Source organism: Deinococcus sp. LM3, from assembly GCF_002017875.1.
In the GTDB taxonomy this organism is placed as follows: Bacteria; Deinococcota; Deinococci; order Deinococcales; family Deinococcaceae; genus Deinococcus.
Map to the genome: position 1 here is coordinate 1 of NZ_MUFV01000006.1, position 20,000 is coordinate 20,000.

Here is a 20,000-nt window from a genome sequence, read left to right on the forward strand (position 1 = left end):
AATGTGGCCAAATGGTCAATGATCAGGCGCCGATCTTCTGGCGTGAACTGCACCCAGTCCGGGCGGTAGGGCTCGTCTCCTCCAACCCAGGGACTGAGTACATCAAAGTGGGGTTTACGCCAGGAATCCGAAGGATCCAGGCGACTGTCCATGAAAAAGAGCGCCTCTGCCAGATAAAAAGCACTCTTGAGTCCGAGTCCGAATTTCCGACGGTACTCGTCTCCCCCTTTAGTGCTCAGTCCCAGGGTGACGATGGCGCGGGCGTCCTCAGGACGGAACGGTCCGTCGTTGATGGAGAACAGAGCAGGCCCCCGCAGCAGTGGATGTGTGGCGGTGGGAAATCCGTCACTGCAACCGATGACGGCGCGGGTTGCCCTGCTGTCATCGGCGTTTTGAAGCAGTTCCTTGATGATGAGCAGTTCGTCCGTCTGATCATTGAATAAGTTACGTAGAAACTTGAGGACGGTTGCTGGACTCTGCTCGATGCCTGCCAAGTGAACTTCCTCCAGGGCATGGGAGGCCCGCCCTTCCTGGGCAACAGGCGACACCACAAGGTTGCGGTGACTGAAACTGCTCGGCAGTCTATCTGGCCGCCTGCCTGGACGAGAGCAAATTTGCCGCACTGGGAGAGTTGTCTTCGTGAGTCAGACCCTGCGCTTCATACGCGCTGGTGAGTAGCGGAGCCCCGGAAGCGGGTGAACGGCGCCTCTTGTCCGGAAGGCTGTGAAAGACGCGTGTGCAGCCCGGCGTCTCTCCCTGAAGACTTGGAGCCATGTGATGGGACCTACGCTGGGTATGCAAGATTCGCGTGCGTGAGCATGATTCAGTAGGAGCAGGCCCACTCTTATGAGACTCGTCCTCCAAGCGGTGAGGTTCTGGCGCATGGTGTGACCCACTCGTGTAGAATCTGTTTAAGGCGAATTACTGAGGAGGGGTTATGCTTCCGAACGCGCGCTTTCAAGGAACTTCTAGCTGACATCGAACCCAGTGCCACCACGACTGCTCAAGCATCACTGGCTCATCAAAGTGTTCGCGACCATTTGTGTAGTCACAGTGAATTCAAAGAGCGCTGGGAAGGCAGTTTCCTAGCTGGAAGCTACACGCGGGACACCGCTATCAGGCCCAAAAGAACAGCCGATGGGCACGAGCGACCTGACGTGGACATCATCATCGAAACGAATTTCAGTACGACGGATGACCCCACCGATGTCCTCTGGGAAGTCAATGACGCTTTGGAAGACCAATTCACGTTGAACGGGTCAACAAACGCTCTGTCCGCGTGATCACGGCAAACGCTGAATTGATGTCGTGCCTGTCGTGGCCTCCGGCACCGGCTACATGCTCCCGACCGGGACCTCGGGTATTGGAAGTCGACCAATCCACCCGCACACACCACCTGGAGCGCAAACCAGAACGCCCGTTTCGGTGGCGCTTCAAACCGCTCGTCAAACTCCTGAAGTGGTGGCGCCGTGAGAACAAAAACCGGGAAGCGGCCCAAAGGCTTCGTGCTTGAAGTTCTGGTCTCGCTGCACGCCCCCACCGACGAGACCCACTACGGTGAGGCCTTCGCCCAACTGCTGGAAAACATCCACGCCGCGTACGCTGACCTGGCAGCGCTCGATCTGAAACCAACCCTTGCTGACCCCGCGATGCCGGGCAACGATATCCTCTCCAAAGTCTCCATCACGGATTGGAAAAATTTTCTTGATCGCGTACGTGTGCATGCCGGGTACGCCCGGAAGGCACAGAGTCTGAACGCAGATGAGATGGACGAGGCCACCCGCCTCTGGCGGATCCTGTTTGGGAACCGACTCAAAGCCACAGAGAGCGCAGTCAAAGCCTCCCACCTGGGCTCGACGGCGACAGCCACCGCCAGCGCTGGGTACACCTTCCCGGATGTGAACGCGACCCCGACGAAGCCCCGCGGGTTTGCGTGACGCTCTGGTGGCTCAACCAGTGGACACGACTCGGTCAGGAACGAGCGGCCGTTGAGGCCCTCGCCGCAGCAGAACCCTGGTTCACGCTCACCCGCTGGACCGTCCACAAATTTCGCCTCGCGGCCGAAGGAATCATCACAGCGCACGGCGCCGACTACCTCGTGCGACTGGTCTACCCGGATTCCTTTCCCGACGTTCCCGCCTGGGTTGAACCTCAGGAGGACACCGCACAGTGGAGCCACCACCAGTACGGCGCCGGCGGCGCCCTCTGCCTGGAATTACGGCCCGACAACTGGCGAGCGGACGCCACCGGTGCAGAGGTGCTCCAGAGCGCGTTCAATCTGCTCTATAAGGAAAACCCCCAGGGTCACGGCGAGTCTGGCGTGGTCCCCTCGGCGCACAGCGTGGGTAGCGTGCAGGCCTACGCCTGGCGCAAACCACCCGCCCTGATCGGTTGTCCTGCCTGCAACGCCTGTTCGAAGGCCAAGCCACTGAACTCCAAGCCCTGTACTGGCAGGCCCAACCAGGTCTCTGGCCATCCTACTAACGGACCGGCATGACCGTGAATCGGGCAATGCACCAACTACCGATGATCTCGGCAGTTACCGCACCACCCTTCCCGTGCTGATCTCTCAGAGCGAGGCCCCTCACCCCCAGCCGGGCAACCGTGTGGAACTGCTGGCTGGATTCGGCCTGGAGGAGAGCAGCACCCCCCCGTATGTCGTGATCGTGGCCCTTGCACCCGACCGGTCGGCCCTGACCGTCTACGTCTGCCTGACACCGGACACCGTGCAGATCCGGTCTCTGGTTCTCCTGCCTGAAGAAGCAGGCCACCGGTCTGGGCGGGCGGCAACTGCTGCTGAACAGAAAGTGGCCATCATCGGTCTCGGTTCAGTCGGCTCCAGCGTGGCGGAGTTGCTCCTCCGGTCCGGCATTCACCGCCTCGTGCTGATTGACGGTGACGTCATGTTGCCTGGAAACCTGGAACGGCACACCCTGGACTGGCGAGACGTCGGCGCGCACAAGGCGGAGGCCGTCAAACGCCGATTGCTGCACATCGCGCCTCGTGCTGACATCGAGATCATCACGTCCAATCTGAACTGGCAGCAGTCAGCCCGCGTGTATGCCGGTGACATTGACGAGATAGCTGCCTGTACCGTGATCGTCAATGCGACTGGCGACGTGCCGACGGGGCTGCTACTGGGCGCTCTGGCCGAACAGCACCGGAAGGCGTTTGTGTCGGTCGAGGTGTTTGAAGGTGGACTCGGGTGCCTGACCGCCCGGTTCATTCCAGGCCGCGATCCGACATACATGCAGGGAAGAATGGCCTACGAAACGTACTGTGAGGAACGAAGTGTCACGCCCCCCAGTAGTGGCGTCCGCACTTACGAGGCCCTGACCTTTGACGGCGCGCCCATCCAGGCAGATGCCGCCGCAGTCACTGCGGCGGCTGCACAGACAGCCAGAATTGCTCTGGATATTCTTGACGACCGCGTCGAGGCGACTACGTCACCCTGGATGCTCACCGGATACCGTTCGGGCTGGCTGTTTTCCCGTCAGGGCGACAGCATCGCGCTCGATGTGCCACTCCCCACGCAGCCCACACCACCAGCACGCGACCTGAAACTCGCTGAGTGGGCGACCGGACTTGCACAGGAGGCCATTGATGCGGCTCGCTCTCAGCCGTGACCAACGGGAAATCCTCCAGGCTGCCTTACAGCGAGCTGGACGGCGAGAGATCGGGGGGCAGCTGTATGGTGAGCAGTTGGCGCCTTCCCACTTTCTGGTCACCCACCTGACCGTGCAGCATGCCCCTGGGACGATCTCACGCTTTATCGTCGACCTGACACAGGCGACAAAGGACGCGTTCACCTTCTTTCAACGCACCCAGAGGAAGTACGCGCAGTTCAATTACATCGGGGAGTGGCACAGCCATCCCAGCTACGCTGTTCTTCCCAGCAGCACGGACCGGTCAACCATGCGGACCTTGGTGACTGACTCAACATTCAAGGGGTACTTCGCGGTATTGCTCATTGCCGCCTGGATGGTGAGATGCTCACCGCCGGCGCCTGGCTGTTTGATCCCGCTGGACGGGAAATGTCCGTTCCATTGGAGTGGCCTGAATGAGTGACGAGACGAAACCCACCCTGACCGATGCAAAAGGGTCTGGCGGGATGGTGGCACAAAGCGGCTTTGATTATCAACTCTGGGAAACCCTGTCTCGGTTGCCCGGCTGGCTTCTTCAGCCTGCGTTCGAGGCATTCATCCTGGAAGGCCTCGAAGATTTCGAGGCGCGCTTCTTTACGCCGTATGCCTCTCACGGTCACGTCGTTGACCGGTTTCAGGCGAAAGAGGGCAAGCTGAGCAAAAAAGCTCTTCAAGAGGTCCTGGGGAATTTCTTAATATACGAGCAGGCGTTTCCAGGAACGGCACGCGTGCAGACGCTGGTCACGCCAAGCCTGCTGGATCGACTGCAGTGGATCGCCAGGGACCAGACGCGGATTCAGCGGGCGCGACCGTTCTACACACCGTTTGCCACTGTGACCGCCGCCAGTGACCTCAAGTTTCGAAACGATCTGATGGCTGAGTTTGGGCCGCCGCTCGGCAGTTTCGTCGCGGAGAACGTGGATTTCACCCTTCGCAGTACACCGACGTCCAGTCCGCTCGACTGGCATTCGCACAGGCGTTAGAAGCGGCGTTCCCGGCGCTGGATCTCACACAGAAGCAAGTGAGGGCAGCGTTCGATGATCTGGTGACACTCGCCAACGAGCGTCGAGGGGCAGAGATAACTCGAGCCCAAATTCTTCGGGTCCTGCGGGGCGCCCTCGGCGATCTGATTCTGGACGAGGAGCCACTTCAGGTGCACATTCGCTCGGACCGGGATCTCCCACAGCCACAGGCGATTGAGATTGACGCCTCAGCCTTCGCTGGGGGCGAGGCTGGTTTCCCTGCACCTGAAGAGTGGGTCGCCTTGACGACGCCCATGCGCATGGTCGCTCAGTGGGCTTATCAGCGGGGTCATCGTCGCATTCGGTTGACAGGTTCTTACCGGCTGTCGACGGCATTTGCTGTTGGAACGGCTTTTCCGTCCGCGCAAGGCTTTGACCTTGACTTCTCCGTCCGAGGCCACGGGTGGCGCACGGATGATTATGCCCAGCAGGACGGGGGGGCGCTGGGGTGGCAGTCGCGGCCTGCGACCGGCCTGGTGAATGGCCGACTGGTGGTTGCGGTGGGGGTATTGAGAAACCCTGTTCAGGCCGTGGTCACGACCTTGGGCTTCCGGATGCAGGGGGTGTGCTGCACGTGCAGTTGGACCGGGCCATCGTGGATGCGCAGGAGGTGCAAGCGTCTGTGAATTACATCAAGACGAAAGTGGGCGAGGCCGTGAGTGCCTTTCAACCGGATGCCCTTGACGTCTTCTTGGTCGGACCGGCCGCATTGGCCCTGGCGCTTGGTCACCGTTGGAATGCTCTCCCCTCCACGCAATGGTATGAATTTCAGGCTGGACCGGGCATGTATCAACGCACGTGTCGGGTGAACTGAATGCCGTCACGCGGTGCCTCTGTGATTTGGCGGAGTGTCGGGATCACAAGTAGTTAGCTGGAACTAGACTTTGTTGGCGAATTCGAAACCTGCTGTTTGGCGGGGCGGATCATCGCGGCTCGGTAACGAGCAATGCGGAGTCTGGGAGCCCCACCTGAATTTGCCAACAAAGTCGAATTCCAGCTAACTATCCGCTCAGAGACCCAACAGGGCACGTACCTCGTTCTGCACCCCTTGCGGCCAAGACGTGAAGGTGTCCGACAACCACGCTCGCCGGGCACCCGGCTGGATGCCTCTGAGCTTACGCATCACCATTAGGGCTGTGGCCTGAGCCACCGTCTTCTGCTCTTTGAGATCGACGTAATAGGTCTTGGCCCACCAAGTTAGGAAGGCTGTTCTAGCATCTCCTGCTTCAATCTCACTTGATAAATTCAGCATTTCGGCTGCATCGAATGCTTTGGCGTAGGTGGCTTCAGAATTAACTTGACCACACAATAGATTGGCAATGCTCAGGGCGCCATGGTAAGCCAACCACGTCGCCCTCAGTGATGAAGTAGGAGTCATATTCATCCAGATGCCCTGCATTGCTTTTCGATTGGCTTCAATAATCTGATTTATGTAAGCGCCTTCATCCTTTCGGAGTGTAGGCGCGAATATGCGAATAGCCTCAAGATGTAGTGCCCAGGCCCGCAATTCCGGAGTTGGGTGCGCATTGAATGACGCCAAGAGGGAGCTAAGTTCAGTTGCTGACGTTGGCGTCAGTCCCATACCCATCTCCCGCTGCTGGCGCGTCAGGCGCTGGGATTGCACCTCTGTGAGCTGGCCTCGGAACTGCAGGACTGCCTGAACATCTGTCAGGCTCCAGAGCCATGCTTCGCCCATTCGCAAGCCCGCGTTCACGGATCGGTCTTCGATCCAGACAGCATCTTTAGATTCGAAGCGGGTAGCGTGGATCATCTCGATGTCTGCTGCCGCCAGTTCACGCGGATCAGTCGGACTCCACAGGCCAGGATGAGGAAGAAGAATGACCTGCCGCGCCCGTAATTTACTGCGCAGGGTTCGTCGCCACTCCCTAAGGTCCTCCCTTGTCTGCCGGTCCTGTCTGCATTTTGCCCATTGACCCTTCACGAGTTGGGCAGCTTGATTTGAAACCACCAGCCTGAATACCTCTACTGCAGCAGACAGCACACCAGCTCTGGCCAATGCCAGCAAGGCTTCGGTGGTCAGGAAAAGGGTCTCCCCTGCATTAGGAACGGTTGGGGTAGAAAAGGGGTGCCAGAGCATGCTTTCCGCCCGGTTGAGCTCCTCAGCGTCTAGGAGGCCCTGCTCCGTAAGAACGGCAAGTAACTTCTGCGGCAGGATACTTTCCAATCTTTCCCCAGCTGCGAAGGTGTCTCCGAGTTGGTGGAGGCGCACAGGAAGATCATCCACCACCTTCCCCGATGTGTTGGCCAGATACGGTCTGGCCACGGCCCAGTCACCCAATGGGTCTAGCGCTGAATCACGAGGGGCGTTTTCGGGCAGGACCTGAAGCCGCCCCTCGGTAATGTGGTCTTGGATGAGCTGCCAGATCTCCTCATCAGCCTGCGGACGGCAGGCATGCAGGCTCTCTGTCAGAGCCAGCATTACAAAGGGCGTGACGCGCAGAGGGCCAAAGGTACTGATGACACGGTCCAGAAGGCCCAGACGGGCTGCAACGATGAAGCCACTCAGATCCACCGTAAGTCGTAAGACTTCAGGAACAGCACCCGGTAAGGGGCGGCCACCGTGGCGGCCCAGGAGGCCCAGGCGAGTTCCTCCACTTCTCAGGGTCTGAGTGATCAACTTGGCGATTGGCTGCCCTGCAAATGCGATTGCCAGGGGCAGTGTGCCGGATTCATATGCCTGTTGGCCCTGGTCAGTCCGGCGTTGCTGCTGTGCGAACAGCGATTTCAGGTGGACTTCCAGGAAGCCTGGGCCGTCGACCCCGGGCGGTCTCTCTTCTATTGGTGATTCCGTGCCCATGACAATGCCAGTGCGCTCCGGACCAGCCAGCCACGCCACGTTCAAGAGCCGGGCACCCTCATTCTCCAGGCCAATGAGGTGAGCCGTTCGAATGGCCCAGCCTAATAGTTCGTCGGGATACCCGAAGTGTTGCCCTTATACCAGAGTTGCTGGGCCAAGTCTGGATCATCATCCAGAATCTGATCCATTAGAGCGAGCACCAAACCTGGTGCTGGATTGGCGGCTCTCAGTGCCTCCACTGCCGCCGTCTGCAAGCGAGCGTCATCACCCAGCCCGATAAGCAGACGAAGGTACAGTGTCGCCTGATGGTTTTCCTGCTGCCCACGGGCCAGGGTTTCTGCCAGGGCTGCCGCTGCCGGCAGGTCCTCGGTTCGCGCATAAGCTTCCGCCAGCAACTCCTGAAGCTGCCTGGGCAGAACGCCATCCGGGTACTGTGCTGTCGCCTCAGGCATGGTCAGCAGAAGGCGACAGGTGGTGAAGTCTCCCGCATTGAACGCGACCACACTGGCCATATGCAGGGCGCCACCAGTTTGTACCTGGTGGGCAAACCATAGCGAGTGCGGGGCAGCGTCAGACCACTCATCGGCAATGGCCAGTGTCATCCATGCATGAACTGCTGCCAAAGGACTCCGAACGACCTTCGGCAGGTTTAGCACGGCTAAGGGATCCCTATAGGGACGTCGGGCAACTCGTCGTCGGTTGGCCAAGATGACCGTTCAGCATGTCCCAGAACGGTTAGGGCCAGCGCATGAACACGGCGTAGACCGACAGTGTCTTCCTGCGCCAGTCGCAACTGAATCAGTTCCTCGGCGGTCGGAACCTCAACTTTGAGATCACGGTTGAGTGCCCAAAGCCATGGGGCCGCTTCCGTCGGATCTTCACTGATCAATGTCTGGGCCAGCGTGGCCGCTTCAGTCTGCCGGGCAGGATCGTCGGCAAGACAGGCCAACAGCCACGTCGCCCATACTTGGCCTTGTCCGCCAGCAAGGCGCCGCGCTTCGACTGCTGCTTGAAATGTTGCGGCCGCGTCGCGTCGCTTAGTCTGGCTTTGAGTGTCCTGGCGAACGAACACCTGCATATTGGGCTGGGGCTGGGGCAACATCGAGTGCCAGACCACAGGCGAGAGGGTTTCCTGAACCGCAATGACGGCACTGGTCAGCCGTGTCATCTCGTCGGCTTCGGAGCACGCCAGAGCCAAGCTGATCTGCTGCCGCGCTGTCGGTACGTCGCCGCGTTGAAGGGCTCCGCAAGCCAGCAGACGGTGAGTTTCGGCGGTAGCCAGACCTTGATCTACGAGTTCGCGCAACCCCCGCTCGTTGATGGCATTTTGCTGCAATTGAAGGGTGGCAGCCGCGTGAATGGCTGCCAGGTCAGGCCGATTCTTGAATTCTTCCAGGAAAGCGATACTGGTTGTGAAGTCATGAGGCGTCGCTGCCTGTAGCGCCAGGGATTCACCACCAAGGGCGTCGATCTCCTTTTGGAGACCCTGCAAATCTTCTACCCCCCGCTGCAGAACCAACTCAAGACGCCAGGAAAGCTTCAGGATCCTTATCTGATGACCCGGACCCAACCACGCCCATCTGGTAGGCTCCCTCAGACGTTGAACCTCCCGAACCACCTCTGCATACCGGGCAGTGCGCCAAAGTTCGTTTAAATCGTCGAGGCGGTTACTGGCGTCTTCATCCAGATACGCCGTAAAAGCGTTCACAAAAGCCTGATCGGCTTCCCCCGTTGCTTGAATGGCCTCCTGAAGATCACCTGTGGTAAGGCGTTTCGGCCCTGACTGAGAAAGCAACTGGAAGACCCGCGCGAAGAGATGCTCGTAAACGCGCGTCGCACGAGACCCATCTGCATAGTTGTGGTCAACCAGCACGCACTCGATCTCCTGACGCAGTGGAAGGCCACCGGGCTGACCTACATTGAATTCCAGATCCTGAATGAGGGTGAGGAAGTCAGTGTGTGACGCTGGCGTTAGAAGCGCCTTATACCGATTCCATTGAGCCTCAGTGACATGCTCAGGCCGACTTGTGGATTCAATGTCCTGGGCGAGGCATCGTTGCAAGGCCTGTACGAGAATGACTTGGATCTCAGGCGGCAGGTGGCCTCGTCGCACCGCACCCCAAAGCTCAATGCCAGGTGTTTCTCGGTCTAAGCCTACGGTGGCCAATCGCTGCAGCTCAGCCTCAGAACACGAGCTCAAAACAGAAGTTCGTTCGCGGACCACGCTCGCAGTGGTGGTGAACAGGTAGTGCAACTGACCCGAGTTACCCCACCTGTGCACGGCGAAATCAATAACGGCCCGCTGGACCGCTGATGTTCGCAGAGTAATAGGCCGTTCTAGGCTTTTGACCTGCTCTAACAACCGGTCTCGAAGAGGTCCAGTTCCCGATAAAGCAGCCTGCAATTCCTGTTGAGAGAAGGCCGTCAACCGGTCAATGTCTTCGCCATGCTCCAGTTCAAGGATGTCCGGTGCTGTAAGGGTCAGCCACCTGATGATGGTGACATCTACTTGATGAACGAACCCGCGGATGGTGGCGAACGCATCCTGATTGGGACGTCCAGGATGAAAAATGAGGGGGGGAGTAGAGGTCACGAATCTCCAATGGATGAACGGGTTTGGGACGAAACATGTCGCTACAGCGGCATTCTCTCATAAGACAGTTGCGCTCGATTATTGCGTTAGACTCAGATTTTGCACCTGGATAGATGGACTGCATAGCCGTTCTGGCGCAGGAATTCCTCGTGTCGATGCACCTCGAGATAGGACCATAGGACAGCGTGGAGCTGAATCATGCGGCTTGAAAAACGGTTCGATCCGATAGCGGAGCAGTTCCGCGACCGTCCAGGCGTGATCCGTCACACCTGCGGCCATCCCCGGAGTGATCTTTCAAGAGTTTGGTGGAGACTCAGTTCGGGATGTAAGTCTGCTGCTCGAAGGCCGTCGGTGACTGATACCCCAACGACGAGTGGCGTCCGCGCTGCAGTGACGATGCAACTGTCTACCAGTGATTAACACGACGGCGCAGGCTGTCGTCACTCCACTTGGCGTAGATCCGGGCGGTTTCCAGCACGGCGTGCCCGAGGTGCCGGGCGACATCGTCAAGTGACGCCCCTTCTTTCGTCAGGCGGGTGCCGGCGTAATGCCTGAGTGCGTGATAGCCGCGGTAGGCCACCTCTGCTCGGAGGCAGAGGCGATGCAGACGCTCAACGGCGGCGGGGTAACTGCCGCCGATCAGCGAGCCCGGCTGTTCGGGGAGACGGTTCAGCGCCCGAATCAGGGTGTCGCCGATGACGACCCGTCGCTGCTTGCCGCCTTTACCGTGTCGCACTGTAAGTTCCCGCCCGTCCAGGTTGATGTCCGCGCGTCTGACGGCGAGCGCTTCACTGATGCGGAGGCCGCCGTGGGCGCACAGCAGAATCAGGGCCTGCATCCGCTCGTCGGCGTGCTCCAGGAGGGCCTGCACCTCATCGTGGGTGTAGGGGCTGCGCTTGTCCCACGCGGCCGTTTTCTCCCGCACAGGTTTGACGTCATTGAACGGGGCGGCCTGGGTGGCGTCGGCCCACCGCAGCGCCGCGTAGAAGAGGCGGACGCCGGCGAGTTGCACACGGGTGCTCGACGCGCTGAGTCCTTCTGCCTCGACGGTGCGCACGAAGCGGACGCCGTCACTGGAACTGGCGCGCAGGAGGTTGACGGCCTGCGCACCGGCATAGGTCAGGTAGCGGTTGACCGCCCAGCGGTAGGCCTTGAGGGTCCGGGGGCTGATCGCGGTGCCGCTGGATCCGTGCAGGGTGAGGTAGGCCTCGGTCAGAGACCAGAGGGTGTCTGCTTCCTGATCCCGGACGGCGAGGACGGCCCGTCTCTTCCTCTCTTCCGGACTGAGGTCACTCCACGTTTTGGCCCGGTCGAAGGTGGTGGTTCGAAGGACATCGAGGGCGAGTGTCACACCCTATAGATAACATAGATTAACTCTTGGTTTCGCCAAAAATTGCCTCTGAATTTCTCCCGCTTCGTTCGATTCATTCCTTTTGCCTGTTTCGTTTATTTCGTATGATGAGGCAGGAGGTTCCCATGTCTGTTCCCTTCATCCCCACCCCCGCCGACACCCAGGCCGCCCAGCTCCAGCTCCAGCAACTCCAGCGCACCCCTGCCACCGGCCGCCTCGCGGGTCTCCTCGAAGATCTCCTTCAGCAACTCGCCGCCGGTAAGGCCGTTCAAGTGCTGACCCTCGACCGGGAGATCAGCACCCAGCAGGCCGCCGAACTCCTGAACGTCAGCCGCCCCTACCTCGTCAAGCTCATCGAGGAAGGCCAGTTCCCCCACCGCAAAGTCGGCCCCCGCCGCCGGCTGTACCTCGAAGACGTCCTCGCCTACAAAGCTGGCCTCGACGCCCAGCGCCAGGCCGCCCTTCAGGCCCTGGCCGACGACCTGCAGGACCTGGAGTCGGATTGACCCCAAGGCACACGGCGCTGTACGACGCGAATGTCCTGTACCCCTCCCTGCTGCGCAACCTGCTGATGCACCTCGCGGTGTCCGGTCTGGTCGCCGCCCGCTGGACTGACGCCATCCACGACGAGTGGGGCCGGAACCTGCTGCTCAACCGCCCCGACCTCGGAGCGCCGCGGGTCCAGCGGATCCGGGCCCTGATGGATCAGGCCGTCCCTGACGCGCAGGTCACCGGCTATGAAGCCCTGATCGAGACCCTGTCGCTGCCTGACCCGGATGACCGGCATGTCCTCGCGGCGGCCATCCACGCGCAGGCGGATGTGATCGTCACGCTCAACCTCAAGGACTTTCCCCGCGAGCACTTGGAACCCTACGGCGTGCAGGTGATGACGCCCGACACGCTCCTGTTGGCGCTCCTGGCAGCGGAGCCCCTGGCCACCCGGGACGCGCTGGAAGGCCTGCAGAATAGTTTCCGGCGACCACCCGTCACCTGGGAGGAGTTGACCGATCGGCTCACTCAAGCTGGTCTGGTCAGGAGCATGACCGAAATCAGGAATACCTGAAATCAGTTTTTCAGGTATTCCTGATTTCAGGCAAGGCGCATCGCAACGGTGTGGGACGTGGTTCCAGGTGTCATTGAAGCGTGGAATGCAGCCTGGCGCAGAAATCGGTCACGGGGCCGGATGTCCAAGACAATGGTTGTGGCAGACATTGGCCTGATCCCAAATTTTGGACGGGATGAAGGAGAGACTCGGCTCAGGCGAGTGCAAGTTTGTCTTTCAATCCATCCAGCTTTCGGGGAGCAGCCCACCATACTAGGTTCGGGTACTGAGCTCCAGACGTTTCCACTGCTCATCACTGATTGCTTGGCTCCACAGCGGAAGAAGATAAGTCCCTGCACCCTTGGCCCACAGACCCTAGGCGCTGAGGCTGCCCAGCAACGCCTGACAAGCCTGCTCACAACGGCGGCAGCTTTCTGCGCACACACCGCAGTGGGCCATCCCCATGTCCCGGGCGTGCGCTTCACATTCTTCTGCACAGGCGCGGCAGGCACTCAGGCATGCCTGGAGCTGCGCCCGCATGAGCTGATGGTCTCCCTGACCAGGTGTCGAGAGCACACTGGCTGCGGCGTGGCAGACCGCCGCACACTGCGTGTTCAGGCTGATACAGCGTGTGAGGTGATGCAGATGCTCATCCTCACTGAGACAAGCGTCGGCACATAGAGCGCAGATGGCCTCACATTCCAGGCAGGCCTGTAGGCAGGCAGCCAACAGGTCAGCATTCAAAGCGCCGACTTTCGGGTGGGTGCTGAGCATGCGGGTCAGGGTATCCATATATCCCTCCAGGGCGAGAGTCAAGCGTGCCCTTGAGGGGCACACGCTCCCAGGTCTTGGTGCACTCCTACTTTTCCCGGCGTGTGTTCAGCTTCTGTAAAGTCGGCAGCCAGCCTCAAGAAAGCCTGAAGGGCTCGGACCTCTCGGTCATCCGTCATGGCCTCCTTCCGGGCGTATCTCCTCAGTACAACGACATGGGATTGATGACCCGGCCGCCCACCATCACCCGGAAGTCAAGGTGTGGTCCCGTGCTGTTCCCCGTGCTGCCCACCCGTGCAATGACCTCCCCTGTCTTCACAAATTGACCTGCCCAGACGAGGTTGGCGCTGTTGTGGCTGTAGCGGCTGGTCATGCCGTCCCCGTGATCAACCACAATCGTCCAGCCCCAGCCCGTGCGCCCGTCAAATCGGGACTCCGTGACGCGGCCGCCCCGAGCTGCCAGCACGGGGGTCCCTATCGGGGCTGCCAGATCCAGGCCAGGATGCGCCGCTGAGTACGAGCTCGTGAGTCGGCCCTGTACGGGCACCACAGCTGTCACGCGAATGCCTGCCGCGCGCACGGTGGCGCCACCAGCTGAGCCGGTGGCCACGGGTCGGGCTGGGGCGCGACTGGGCACCTGCAGGACCTGCCCCACTTTCAGCGCGAGCTGCGGGTTGAGGCCTCTGTTATTCGCCAGCAGGGTGTTCAACGTGACGCCCTGACGCTTGGCGATGCCGTACAGGGTGTCGCCCGGTTTTACGGTCACGGTTGCCGCTGCGCAGAAGCTCAGGCCAGCTAGGCCCAGGGACAGGATCAGGAAACGCCACATCCAGGCGAGCGTAATCAGACATGATTAAGTTTCTGTAAAGAAATGCTGACCCGCCGAACTATTAAGGCCTCAGGCCAAGTGCCTGTGGGACATCTCCTCTCTTCATGACCCAGGTTTCTCCAAGCTCCGGCTGGCCAGTGTGCGGAAGTGTTGCAGCTCCTTGCTGCGTGGAAATGTCTGTAGGGCGCGCTGCGTGACGCTGAGCGTCCGGCTGTGCTTCCCAGCCTGCGTCCACGCCTCAAATGCTTCCTGGCGGTAGAGGTAATACATGGTCGGCACGCCCAGATTGATGGCACGCTCGAAATACTCCGACGCGAGGCGTGGATTGCCCAGGCGCAGGGTAGCTTTGGCCAGACCCCACCAGGCGTAGGGGTCCCCCGGGCGCGCTTTGACGTCCTGTTCGCCGTGCGTCCTCAGGTGTTGCCAGTTGGCCGCCGCACTGAAATCACGCCCGAGAATCGCCTGCACCTGCGCTTCTTTTGCCGGCGGATAAGCCACCAGATACTCGCCGTTGTAGTACGCCCAGAGCGACATCAGTTGTGCAGGCGTCAAGCGTAGGGAGGGCCCCAGCAGTGGATCACTGATCAGAAAATAGCCTGCGCTGTACCCGTACACAGTTCGGAAGTGCGCCACGTTGCTGCCCTGCTGGAGGCGCTGCTGCAGCACCACTGGAAAGCCGTTCGCCACCAGGGTGCGCAGCAACTCGGCATCCCCCGCGTACCGGATCACACTACGCAGGCCGGCACGACCCAGGTAGTTGGCGAGCTCCACGCTCGTGACCTGGGGATCACCGGGGTAGTCCTTCATCACGGCCGCTGCCTGCGCCTGCGTCACCGAAGCACCGTAGTACCCCAGGAGAGTCATGGCGGTCACTGGCGCGCAGTTGTTCAGCGACTGGGGTTCATGCCGAATGTTCTTCAATGTGACGCTGGCGGGCAGCGCCTCAGCAACCCCCCAGATCGAACACAGAGCTAGCAGCCAACGAAGCGTCGTGCATTATCCTCACGCGGGTTCCTGCGGACTTCTGTAGGCCAGCGCTCAGCATCCTTGGGCATCTGTTCACCCATGTGCGCCCCTTGGAGACGCACACGAAACCGCCCGTGACATGGACACGGGCGGTTCAGGTGGGGGATGAAGCGTTTTACGCGGGCGTTAGGGCTGCCACCAGGTCGCTGAGTACCTCTTCAGCCCTCTCGTACCCGGGGCGCAGGTAGACCATGCCGAAGGTGGTCCAATCCTGGACGGCAGCCACCTCCTGATCGTTCTCGTGCAGTTTCAGGTGGGGATACAGGCCGTATTCGACATAGCAGCCGTACCTGCTGGCGACGTCTTCCAGCGCGCGGGTGTTCTCATCGGTCCAGGTCAGCACGAACGGCAGGGCGAAGCACGGCTTGCCGCAGGAGCCGCCCATCCCGACCAGGGGCAACCCGGCCACAGTCGGTGTCTCGTCCCGCAGACGGGTGCGCTCCAGGAAGGCGAAGCGGTCACGGGCCACGTCACGGGAAGGAAGTTTCTGGGCGGCAATCCAGGGGCCAACAGTCAGTTTGGGCATCGGGGGTCTCCACAAGAGGGAAAGGGATTCAGGCTCGGGCAGGCTGGCTGACTGGCGGAACCACAGTGATAGGACCAGGCCGCACCGGCGGACGGAAGCCACGCAGGCGCAGGGCATTCGTCAGGACAAACACGCTGGAAAAGCCCATCGCTGCAGCGGCCAGGACTGGGCTCAGGAGCCAACCGAAGGTAGGGTACAGGGCACCGGCGGCCACTGGAATCAGGATGATGTTGTATGCGAACGCCCAGAACAGGTTGAGGCGGATGTTGCGCAGGGTGGCGCGGCTTAACGCGTAGGCATTCGGCACACCGCGCAGATCGCCGCTCATCAAGATCACGTCGGCGGTCTCGACGGCCACGTCGGTGCCAGTGCCAATGGCCAGGCCCACATCGGCCTGAGCCAGCGCTGGGGCGTCATTGATGCCGTCCCCCACAAAGGCGACGCTCTGCCCTTTGGCTTGGAGTTCCTTCACGGCGTCGCTCTTGCCGCTGGGCAGGACTTCGGCGAGCACTTCATCAATGCCCAATTGCCGCGCAATCGCCTGCGCCGTGCGGGCATTGTCACCGGTAATCATCGCTACGCGAAGTCCCTGAGCATGCAGGGCCTGCACGGCTTCCAGACTGCCCTCTTTGATGGGGTCGGCCACGGCAATAATGGCGGCCAGCTGCCCGTCAATGGCGGCGTACAGGGGCGACTTGCCTTCGTCTCCCAGCTGATGAGCCTGCGCAGTGAAAGCGCTGGTGTCCAGATTCAGGCGGGTCATGTAGCGGTCGGCCCCGACCTGCACGAGGTGGCCGTCCACATGCGCTTCCAGGCCGAAACCAGGGACCGCTTCGAAGTGGTCTGGAGTAGGCAGAGTCATTCCCTCACGGCGGGTGGCATCCACGATGGCCTGCGCGATGGGATGCTCACTCTGACCTTCTGCAGCGGCGACCAAACGCAGGACGGTTTGACGGTCCATACCAGCTGTCGTCACGAGGTCGGTCAGTTCAGGCTTGCCCTTGGTCAGGGTGCCAGTCTTGTCTACCGCCACGACCTTCACACCTTGCAGGCCTTCGAGTGCTGCACCGTTGCGGAACAACACGCCGAGTTCGGCCGCTTTTCCGGTACCCACCATGATGCTGGTGGGCGTGGCCAGCCCCATGGCGCAGGGGCAGGCGATGATCAGCACCGCGACCATGTTGACGAGAGCGAAGCTCAGGGCCGTCTGACCTCCGAAGAGGAGCCAGAGGACGAAGGTCAAAGCCGCAATACCTAATACGACAGGCACAAAGACGCTGACCACCTTATCGGCCAGACCCTGAATAGGTGGCTTGCTGCCCTGCGCAGTTTCTACCAGTTTGATGATCTGCGCCAGGGCCGTGTCCGCACCGACTTTCGTGGCCTGGAAAGCGAAGGCGCCGTTCTGGTTGATGGTGCCGCCCACGACCCCCGCTCCGGCCTGCTTGCTCACTGGGACTGGTTCACCTGTGATCATCGACTCGTCCACGAAGGAATTGCCGCTCACCACCTGGCCGTCGACCGGAATCTTTTCGCCAGGACGCACGCTGATCAGGTCACCAATCAAGACCTCGTCAGTGGGGACTTCGAGTTCCTCTCCGTTCCGCACGACGCGGGCGACCTTGGCCTGGAGGCCCAGGAGCTTCTTCATGGCTTCGCTGGAGCGGCCTTTGGCGATGGCTTCGAAGTATTTGCCGAGCAGAATCAGGGTGATGACCACGGCTGACGCTTCGTAATACACATGCGCAGTGCCCTCAGGAAAGAGCTGCGGGGCCATGGTGGCGACCAGGCTGTAGAGGAAAGCTGCCGACGTGCCGATCATGACCAGACTGTTCATGTCTGGCGAGCGGTGCACAAGGCTCTTCCAACCCAGGCGGTAGAAGCGCAGGCCAGGACCAAACTGCACGGGCGCTGCGAGGGCCAGCATGATCCAGTTCAGGGTCTTCATGTCGATATAGCTCGTCAGCCACATGTGGAAGGGCATGTAGAGCATCGGCACCATGGCCAGAATGAGCAGGGGCACGGCGAAAATGGCACTGAAGGTGACAGCGCGTCTTAAGGCCTGCACCTCACGTTCCCGGGCTTCGCGTTCCTGGTCGGTCCGGTCCTGGCAAGCTTCCGCTTCCAGCACCCCATAGCCAGCAGACACGACGGCGGCTTTCAGCTGTCCGGGACTGACACTGGCGGGCAGATACCGAATGCTCGCCCGTTCGGTCGCGAGGTTCACCGTTGCGTCCAGTACACCGTCTACCTTCTTCAAAGCCCGCTCAACGCGGCCTACGCAGTTCGCGCAGGTCATGCCTTGAATGCCGAGGTCCAGTGTGCCGGTGACCGGCTCATACCCAATGGCTTTGACCTTCTCGATGAGGGCAGCTGGACTGGTCTGCTCCGGGTCGTATTGAACAGTCGCACGTTCGGTGGCGAGATTCACGGTGGCCTGCTCAACCCCTTCCACCTTGGTCAGGCCACGCTCCACCCGCCCCACGCAGCTCGCGCAGGTCATGCCCTGAACCCCAAGCTCCATTGTTTTGCTCATGGCTTCTCCTATCCCCCCTAGGGGGGTATGGATAGAACATAGGAGAGTTTGAGTCAGTCTGCAACGTACCTGTCCCAATTATTGGGAAATTAGATGCCTTCCGACTCCAAGTTATTGACCTTATCCCCCAGTGGGGGACAGAATAAGTCCATGACCACAGAACTGACTATTACGGGAATGACATGCGGGCACTGCGAAACAGCGGTACGCAATGCATTGAAAGCTGTTCCAGGCGTGCAGGACGTCAAGGTGGACCTGAAAGGGGGCTCGGCTATTGTGGAAGGCGCAGCAGACCCCCAGGCCCTGGTCGCGGCGGTGACCGATGAGGGCTACGGTGCCCAGCCCCGCGCCTGACCTCACTTGCCACCCCGGGCTGTCCATGCCCGGAGACGCCCGCAAGCGGGCAATCCGCCGGCTGAAGATCGCGCGCGGTCATCTGGAGAGCATCGTCACCATGCTGGGCCTCCGTCAGGGTCGCTGCGCTGGCGCGCAAAAGGGCTAGACAAGCAGGCTAAGGCTGATCTGGGTGCGAGCGCTTTTGCCCTGACCTGCCGCAGCGAGGGCAGGTTCAGGTCTATTCTGGACGTTCCAGGTACTGATAGAGCGTCTCCCGGCTGATCCCCAATTCCCGCGCCAGGGCAGCTTTCGATTCTCCAGCCTGCACCCTGCGCCGAAGTTGCTGCACCTGCTCGGCACTCAAGGCCTTCTTGCGGCCCCGGTATTTCCCTTGCTTGCGGGCGAGGGCGATGCCCTCGCGCTGCCGCTCCCGGATCAGAGATCGTTCAAACTCGGCGAAGGCGCCCATAACGCTCAGCAGCAAATTCGACATGGGCGCGTCCTCACCCGTGAAGGTCAGCCCTTCCTTGACGAACTCCACCCGGATGCCCCGACGGGTCAGGCCACTCACAAGCTGGCGGAGATCGTCCAGGTTGCGCGCCAGGCGGTCCATGCTGTGGACGACCACCGTGTCGCCCTCGCGGGCGAAGGCGAGCAGGGCTCCGAGCTGGGGGCGGTGAACGTCCTTGCCGGAGGCCTGATCGGTGAACACCCGGTCGACCTGGGTCTGGTCGAGCTGGCGTGCAGGGTTCTGGTCGAGCGAGCTGACGCGGGTGTAGCCGATGCGTTGACCGGGCAAAGGGTGTCCTCCAGGGTGAAGTGTCAGGCTGAAGTCTATGACCTGACAGAATAAGTTTCAGGAAAACTCAGAACCAATCCTATTCTGACAGTCCCTGCCGATCTTCTCTGACGTCAGTCTGAGGTGTACCCCAAGCTGACAGCTCACCCCTCAATGACGATGGAACGACCTGCGCCCTCCGGGCCGCATTCCTTCCCTACACCTGTATTTCTGTACAGACTTGCTCCAGACATTGCTACAGTCAGGTGTGCCCCGTCTCGTCCTCCTCGCGCTGACCATCCTGTGCGTCGTCCTCGACCTCGCCCTCAAGAGCTGGGCTCGCGCAGAACTGCCCGGTGAGGTGCGGCCCTGGCTTCCCGGCGTCCTCGACCTGACGCTGACCTACAACACGGGCGCCGCGTGGAGTCTGTTGTCCGGCTCGGCTCTGCCGCTCGCACTGGTCCGGGGGGCGGTGGGACTGGGCCTGGTCATCTTCCTGCTGCGGCGCCCCCAACCGACTGGGCAGGCCATCAGCCTCAGCGTGATCGCCGGGGGAGCCCTCGGCAACGCCATCGACGGCCTGAACGCCGGGCGCGTGACCGACATGCTCGCCTCACCGGCGCTGTCAGCGGTCACCCGCGCCCTGGGGCAAGGCGACTTCCCGGTGTTCAACCTCGCGGACGTTTGGGTGGTCGGGGGGGTGCTGCTGCTGCTGTTCGTGAGCGTCA

The 20,000-nt window shown here is 61.0% G+C and carries 20 protein-coding genes (1 of these 20 running past the window's edge); 9 read left to right on the plus strand and 11 right to left on the minus strand.

The features are described from left to right. Window positions 1–494, minus strand: a 494-nt coding sequence (locus BXU09_RS20670) for a hypothetical protein (protein WP_205684192.1), incomplete at its 3' end; no start/stop codon positions are given. 975 nt (window positions 495–1,469) lie between these two features. Between BXU09_RS20670 and BXU09_RS21105 the strand changes: the two genes are divergently transcribed. From BXU09_RS21105 to BXU09_RS22055, 5 genes are all read left to right on the plus strand, one after another. Then, window positions 1,470–1,937, plus strand: coding sequence for a hypothetical protein (locus BXU09_RS21105; protein WP_168174687.1), 468 nt, complete (start codon window positions 1,470–1,472; stop codon window positions 1,935–1,937). Then, the gene (locus tag BXU09_RS18995) at window positions 1,934–2,497 is read left to right on the plus strand and encodes a hypothetical protein (protein WP_078305887.1); all 564 of its coding nucleotides are present in this window, start codon (window positions 1,934–1,936) and stop codon (window positions 2,495–2,497) included. The genes BXU09_RS21105 and BXU09_RS18995 overlap by 4 nt, the downstream gene beginning before the upstream one ends. A 61-nt stretch (window positions 2,498–2,558) precedes the next feature. Continuing rightward, complete coding sequence (locus BXU09_RS19000; protein ID WP_168174688.1) at window positions 2,559–3,626, plus strand: ThiF family adenylyltransferase; 1,068 nt, start codon at window positions 2,559–2,561, stop codon at window positions 3,624–3,626. A gap of 434 nt (window positions 3,627–4,060) precedes the next feature. After that, complete coding sequence (locus BXU09_RS19010) at window positions 4,061–4,627, plus strand: hypothetical protein (protein ID WP_144012419.1); 567 nt, start codon at window positions 4,061–4,063, stop codon at window positions 4,625–4,627. A gap of 604 nt (window positions 4,628–5,231) precedes the next feature. Continuing rightward, a complete protein-coding gene (locus tag BXU09_RS22055; protein WP_078305891.1) occupies window positions 5,232–5,480 on the plus strand; it encodes an SAVED domain-containing protein in 249 nt (82 codons plus the stop codon). A 195-nt stretch (window positions 5,481–5,675) separates the two neighbouring features. Here BXU09_RS22055 and BXU09_RS20680 read toward each other — a convergent pair whose 3' ends face one another. The 4 genes from BXU09_RS20680 to BXU09_RS19040 all read right to left on the minus strand — a co-directional run bounded on the left by BXU09_RS20680 (window position 5,676) and on the right by BXU09_RS19040 (window position 11,428). Then, a complete protein-coding gene (locus BXU09_RS20680) occupies window positions 5,676–7,523 on the minus strand; it encodes a hypothetical protein (RefSeq protein ID WP_144012421.1) in 1,848 nt (615 codons plus the stop codon). Between the two features lie 62 nt (window positions 7,524–7,585). After that, the gene (locus tag BXU09_RS19035; RefSeq protein WP_078305894.1) at window positions 7,586–8,086 is read right to left on the minus strand and encodes a hypothetical protein; all 501 of its coding nucleotides are present in this window, start codon (window positions 8,084–8,086) and stop codon (window positions 7,586–7,588) included. A gap of 56 nt (window positions 8,087–8,142) precedes the next feature. Beyond that, entirely contained in the window at window positions 8,143–10,077 is a 1,935-nt protein-coding gene (locus BXU09_RS20685) for a hypothetical protein (RefSeq protein WP_144012422.1), read from the minus strand. A gap of 406 nt (window positions 10,078–10,483) precedes the next feature. Continuing rightward, window positions 10,484–11,428, minus strand: a complete 945-nt coding sequence (locus BXU09_RS19040) for a tyrosine-type recombinase/integrase (protein ID WP_078305895.1) — start codon at window positions 11,426–11,428, stop codon at window positions 10,484–10,486. Between the two features lie 125 nt (window positions 11,429–11,553). Here BXU09_RS19040 and BXU09_RS19045 point away from each other — a divergent pair, with 125 nt between their 5' ends. Together BXU09_RS19045 and BXU09_RS19050 are read left to right on the plus strand one after the other, a co-directional pair. Continuing rightward, the gene (locus BXU09_RS19045) at window positions 11,554–11,934 is read left to right on the plus strand and encodes an excisionase family DNA-binding protein (RefSeq protein ID WP_078305896.1); all 381 of its coding nucleotides are present in this window, start codon (window positions 11,554–11,556) and stop codon (window positions 11,932–11,934) included. Next, the gene (locus BXU09_RS19050) at window positions 11,931–12,491 is read left to right on the plus strand and encodes a PIN domain-containing protein (protein WP_078305897.1); all 561 of its coding nucleotides are present in this window, start codon (window positions 11,931–11,933) and stop codon (window positions 12,489–12,491) included. Before BXU09_RS19045 ends, BXU09_RS19050 begins: the two co-directional genes overlap by 4 nt. A gap of 354 nt (window positions 12,492–12,845) precedes the next feature. Here BXU09_RS19050 and BXU09_RS19055 read toward each other — a convergent pair whose 3' ends face one another. The 5 genes from BXU09_RS19055 to BXU09_RS19075 form a co-directional block, all read right to left on the minus strand. Then, window positions 12,846–13,262, minus strand: coding sequence for a four-helix bundle copper-binding protein (locus BXU09_RS19055; protein WP_078305898.1), 417 nt, complete (start codon window positions 13,260–13,262; stop codon window positions 12,846–12,848). 181 nt (window positions 13,263–13,443) lie between these two features. Then, window positions 13,444–14,070, minus strand: a complete 627-nt coding sequence (locus BXU09_RS19060; protein WP_078305899.1) for a LysM peptidoglycan-binding domain-containing M23 family metallopeptidase — start codon at window positions 14,068–14,070, stop codon at window positions 13,444–13,446. Window positions 14,071–14,172: 102 nt separating this feature from the next. Beyond that, window positions 14,173–14,991, minus strand: a complete 819-nt coding sequence (locus BXU09_RS19065) for a C39 family peptidase (RefSeq protein ID WP_276205861.1) — start codon at window positions 14,989–14,991, stop codon at window positions 14,173–14,175. 220 nt (window positions 14,992–15,211) lie between these two features. Then, window positions 15,212–15,622 carry a hypothetical protein gene (locus BXU09_RS19070; RefSeq protein WP_078305901.1) on the minus strand — a complete coding sequence of 137 codons (411 nt, stop codon included), beginning with the start codon at window positions 15,620–15,622 and terminating at the stop codon, window positions 15,212–15,214. Window positions 15,623–15,650: 28 nt separating this feature from the next. Further along, window positions 15,651–18,158 carry a heavy metal translocating P-type ATPase gene (locus BXU09_RS19075; protein WP_078305902.1) on the minus strand — a complete coding sequence of 836 codons (2,508 nt, stop codon included), beginning with the start codon at window positions 18,156–18,158 and terminating at the stop codon, window positions 15,651–15,653. Between the two features lie 150 nt (window positions 18,159–18,308). Between BXU09_RS19075 and BXU09_RS19080 the strand changes: the two genes are divergently transcribed. Further along, window positions 18,309–18,512, plus strand: a complete 204-nt coding sequence (locus tag BXU09_RS19080; RefSeq protein WP_078305903.1) for a heavy metal-associated domain-containing protein — start codon at window positions 18,309–18,311, stop codon at window positions 18,510–18,512. 220 nt (window positions 18,513–18,732) lie between these two features. Here the strand turns inward: BXU09_RS19080 and BXU09_RS19090 are convergent, their stop codons facing one another. Then, window positions 18,733–19,293, minus strand: coding sequence for a recombinase family protein (locus BXU09_RS19090; protein WP_017871616.1), 561 nt, complete (start codon window positions 19,291–19,293; stop codon window positions 18,733–18,735). A gap of 232 nt (window positions 19,294–19,525) precedes the next feature. Between BXU09_RS19090 and lspA the strand changes: the two genes are divergently transcribed. Then, window positions 19,526–20,000: the 5' portion of a signal peptidase II gene (lspA, locus tag BXU09_RS19095; RefSeq protein ID WP_055364126.1), read on the plus strand. Its footprint extends 77 nt past the window's final position; 475 of the gene's 552 nt are visible here — the first part of the coding sequence; the start codon lies at window positions 19,526–19,528; the stop codon falls past the right edge of the window.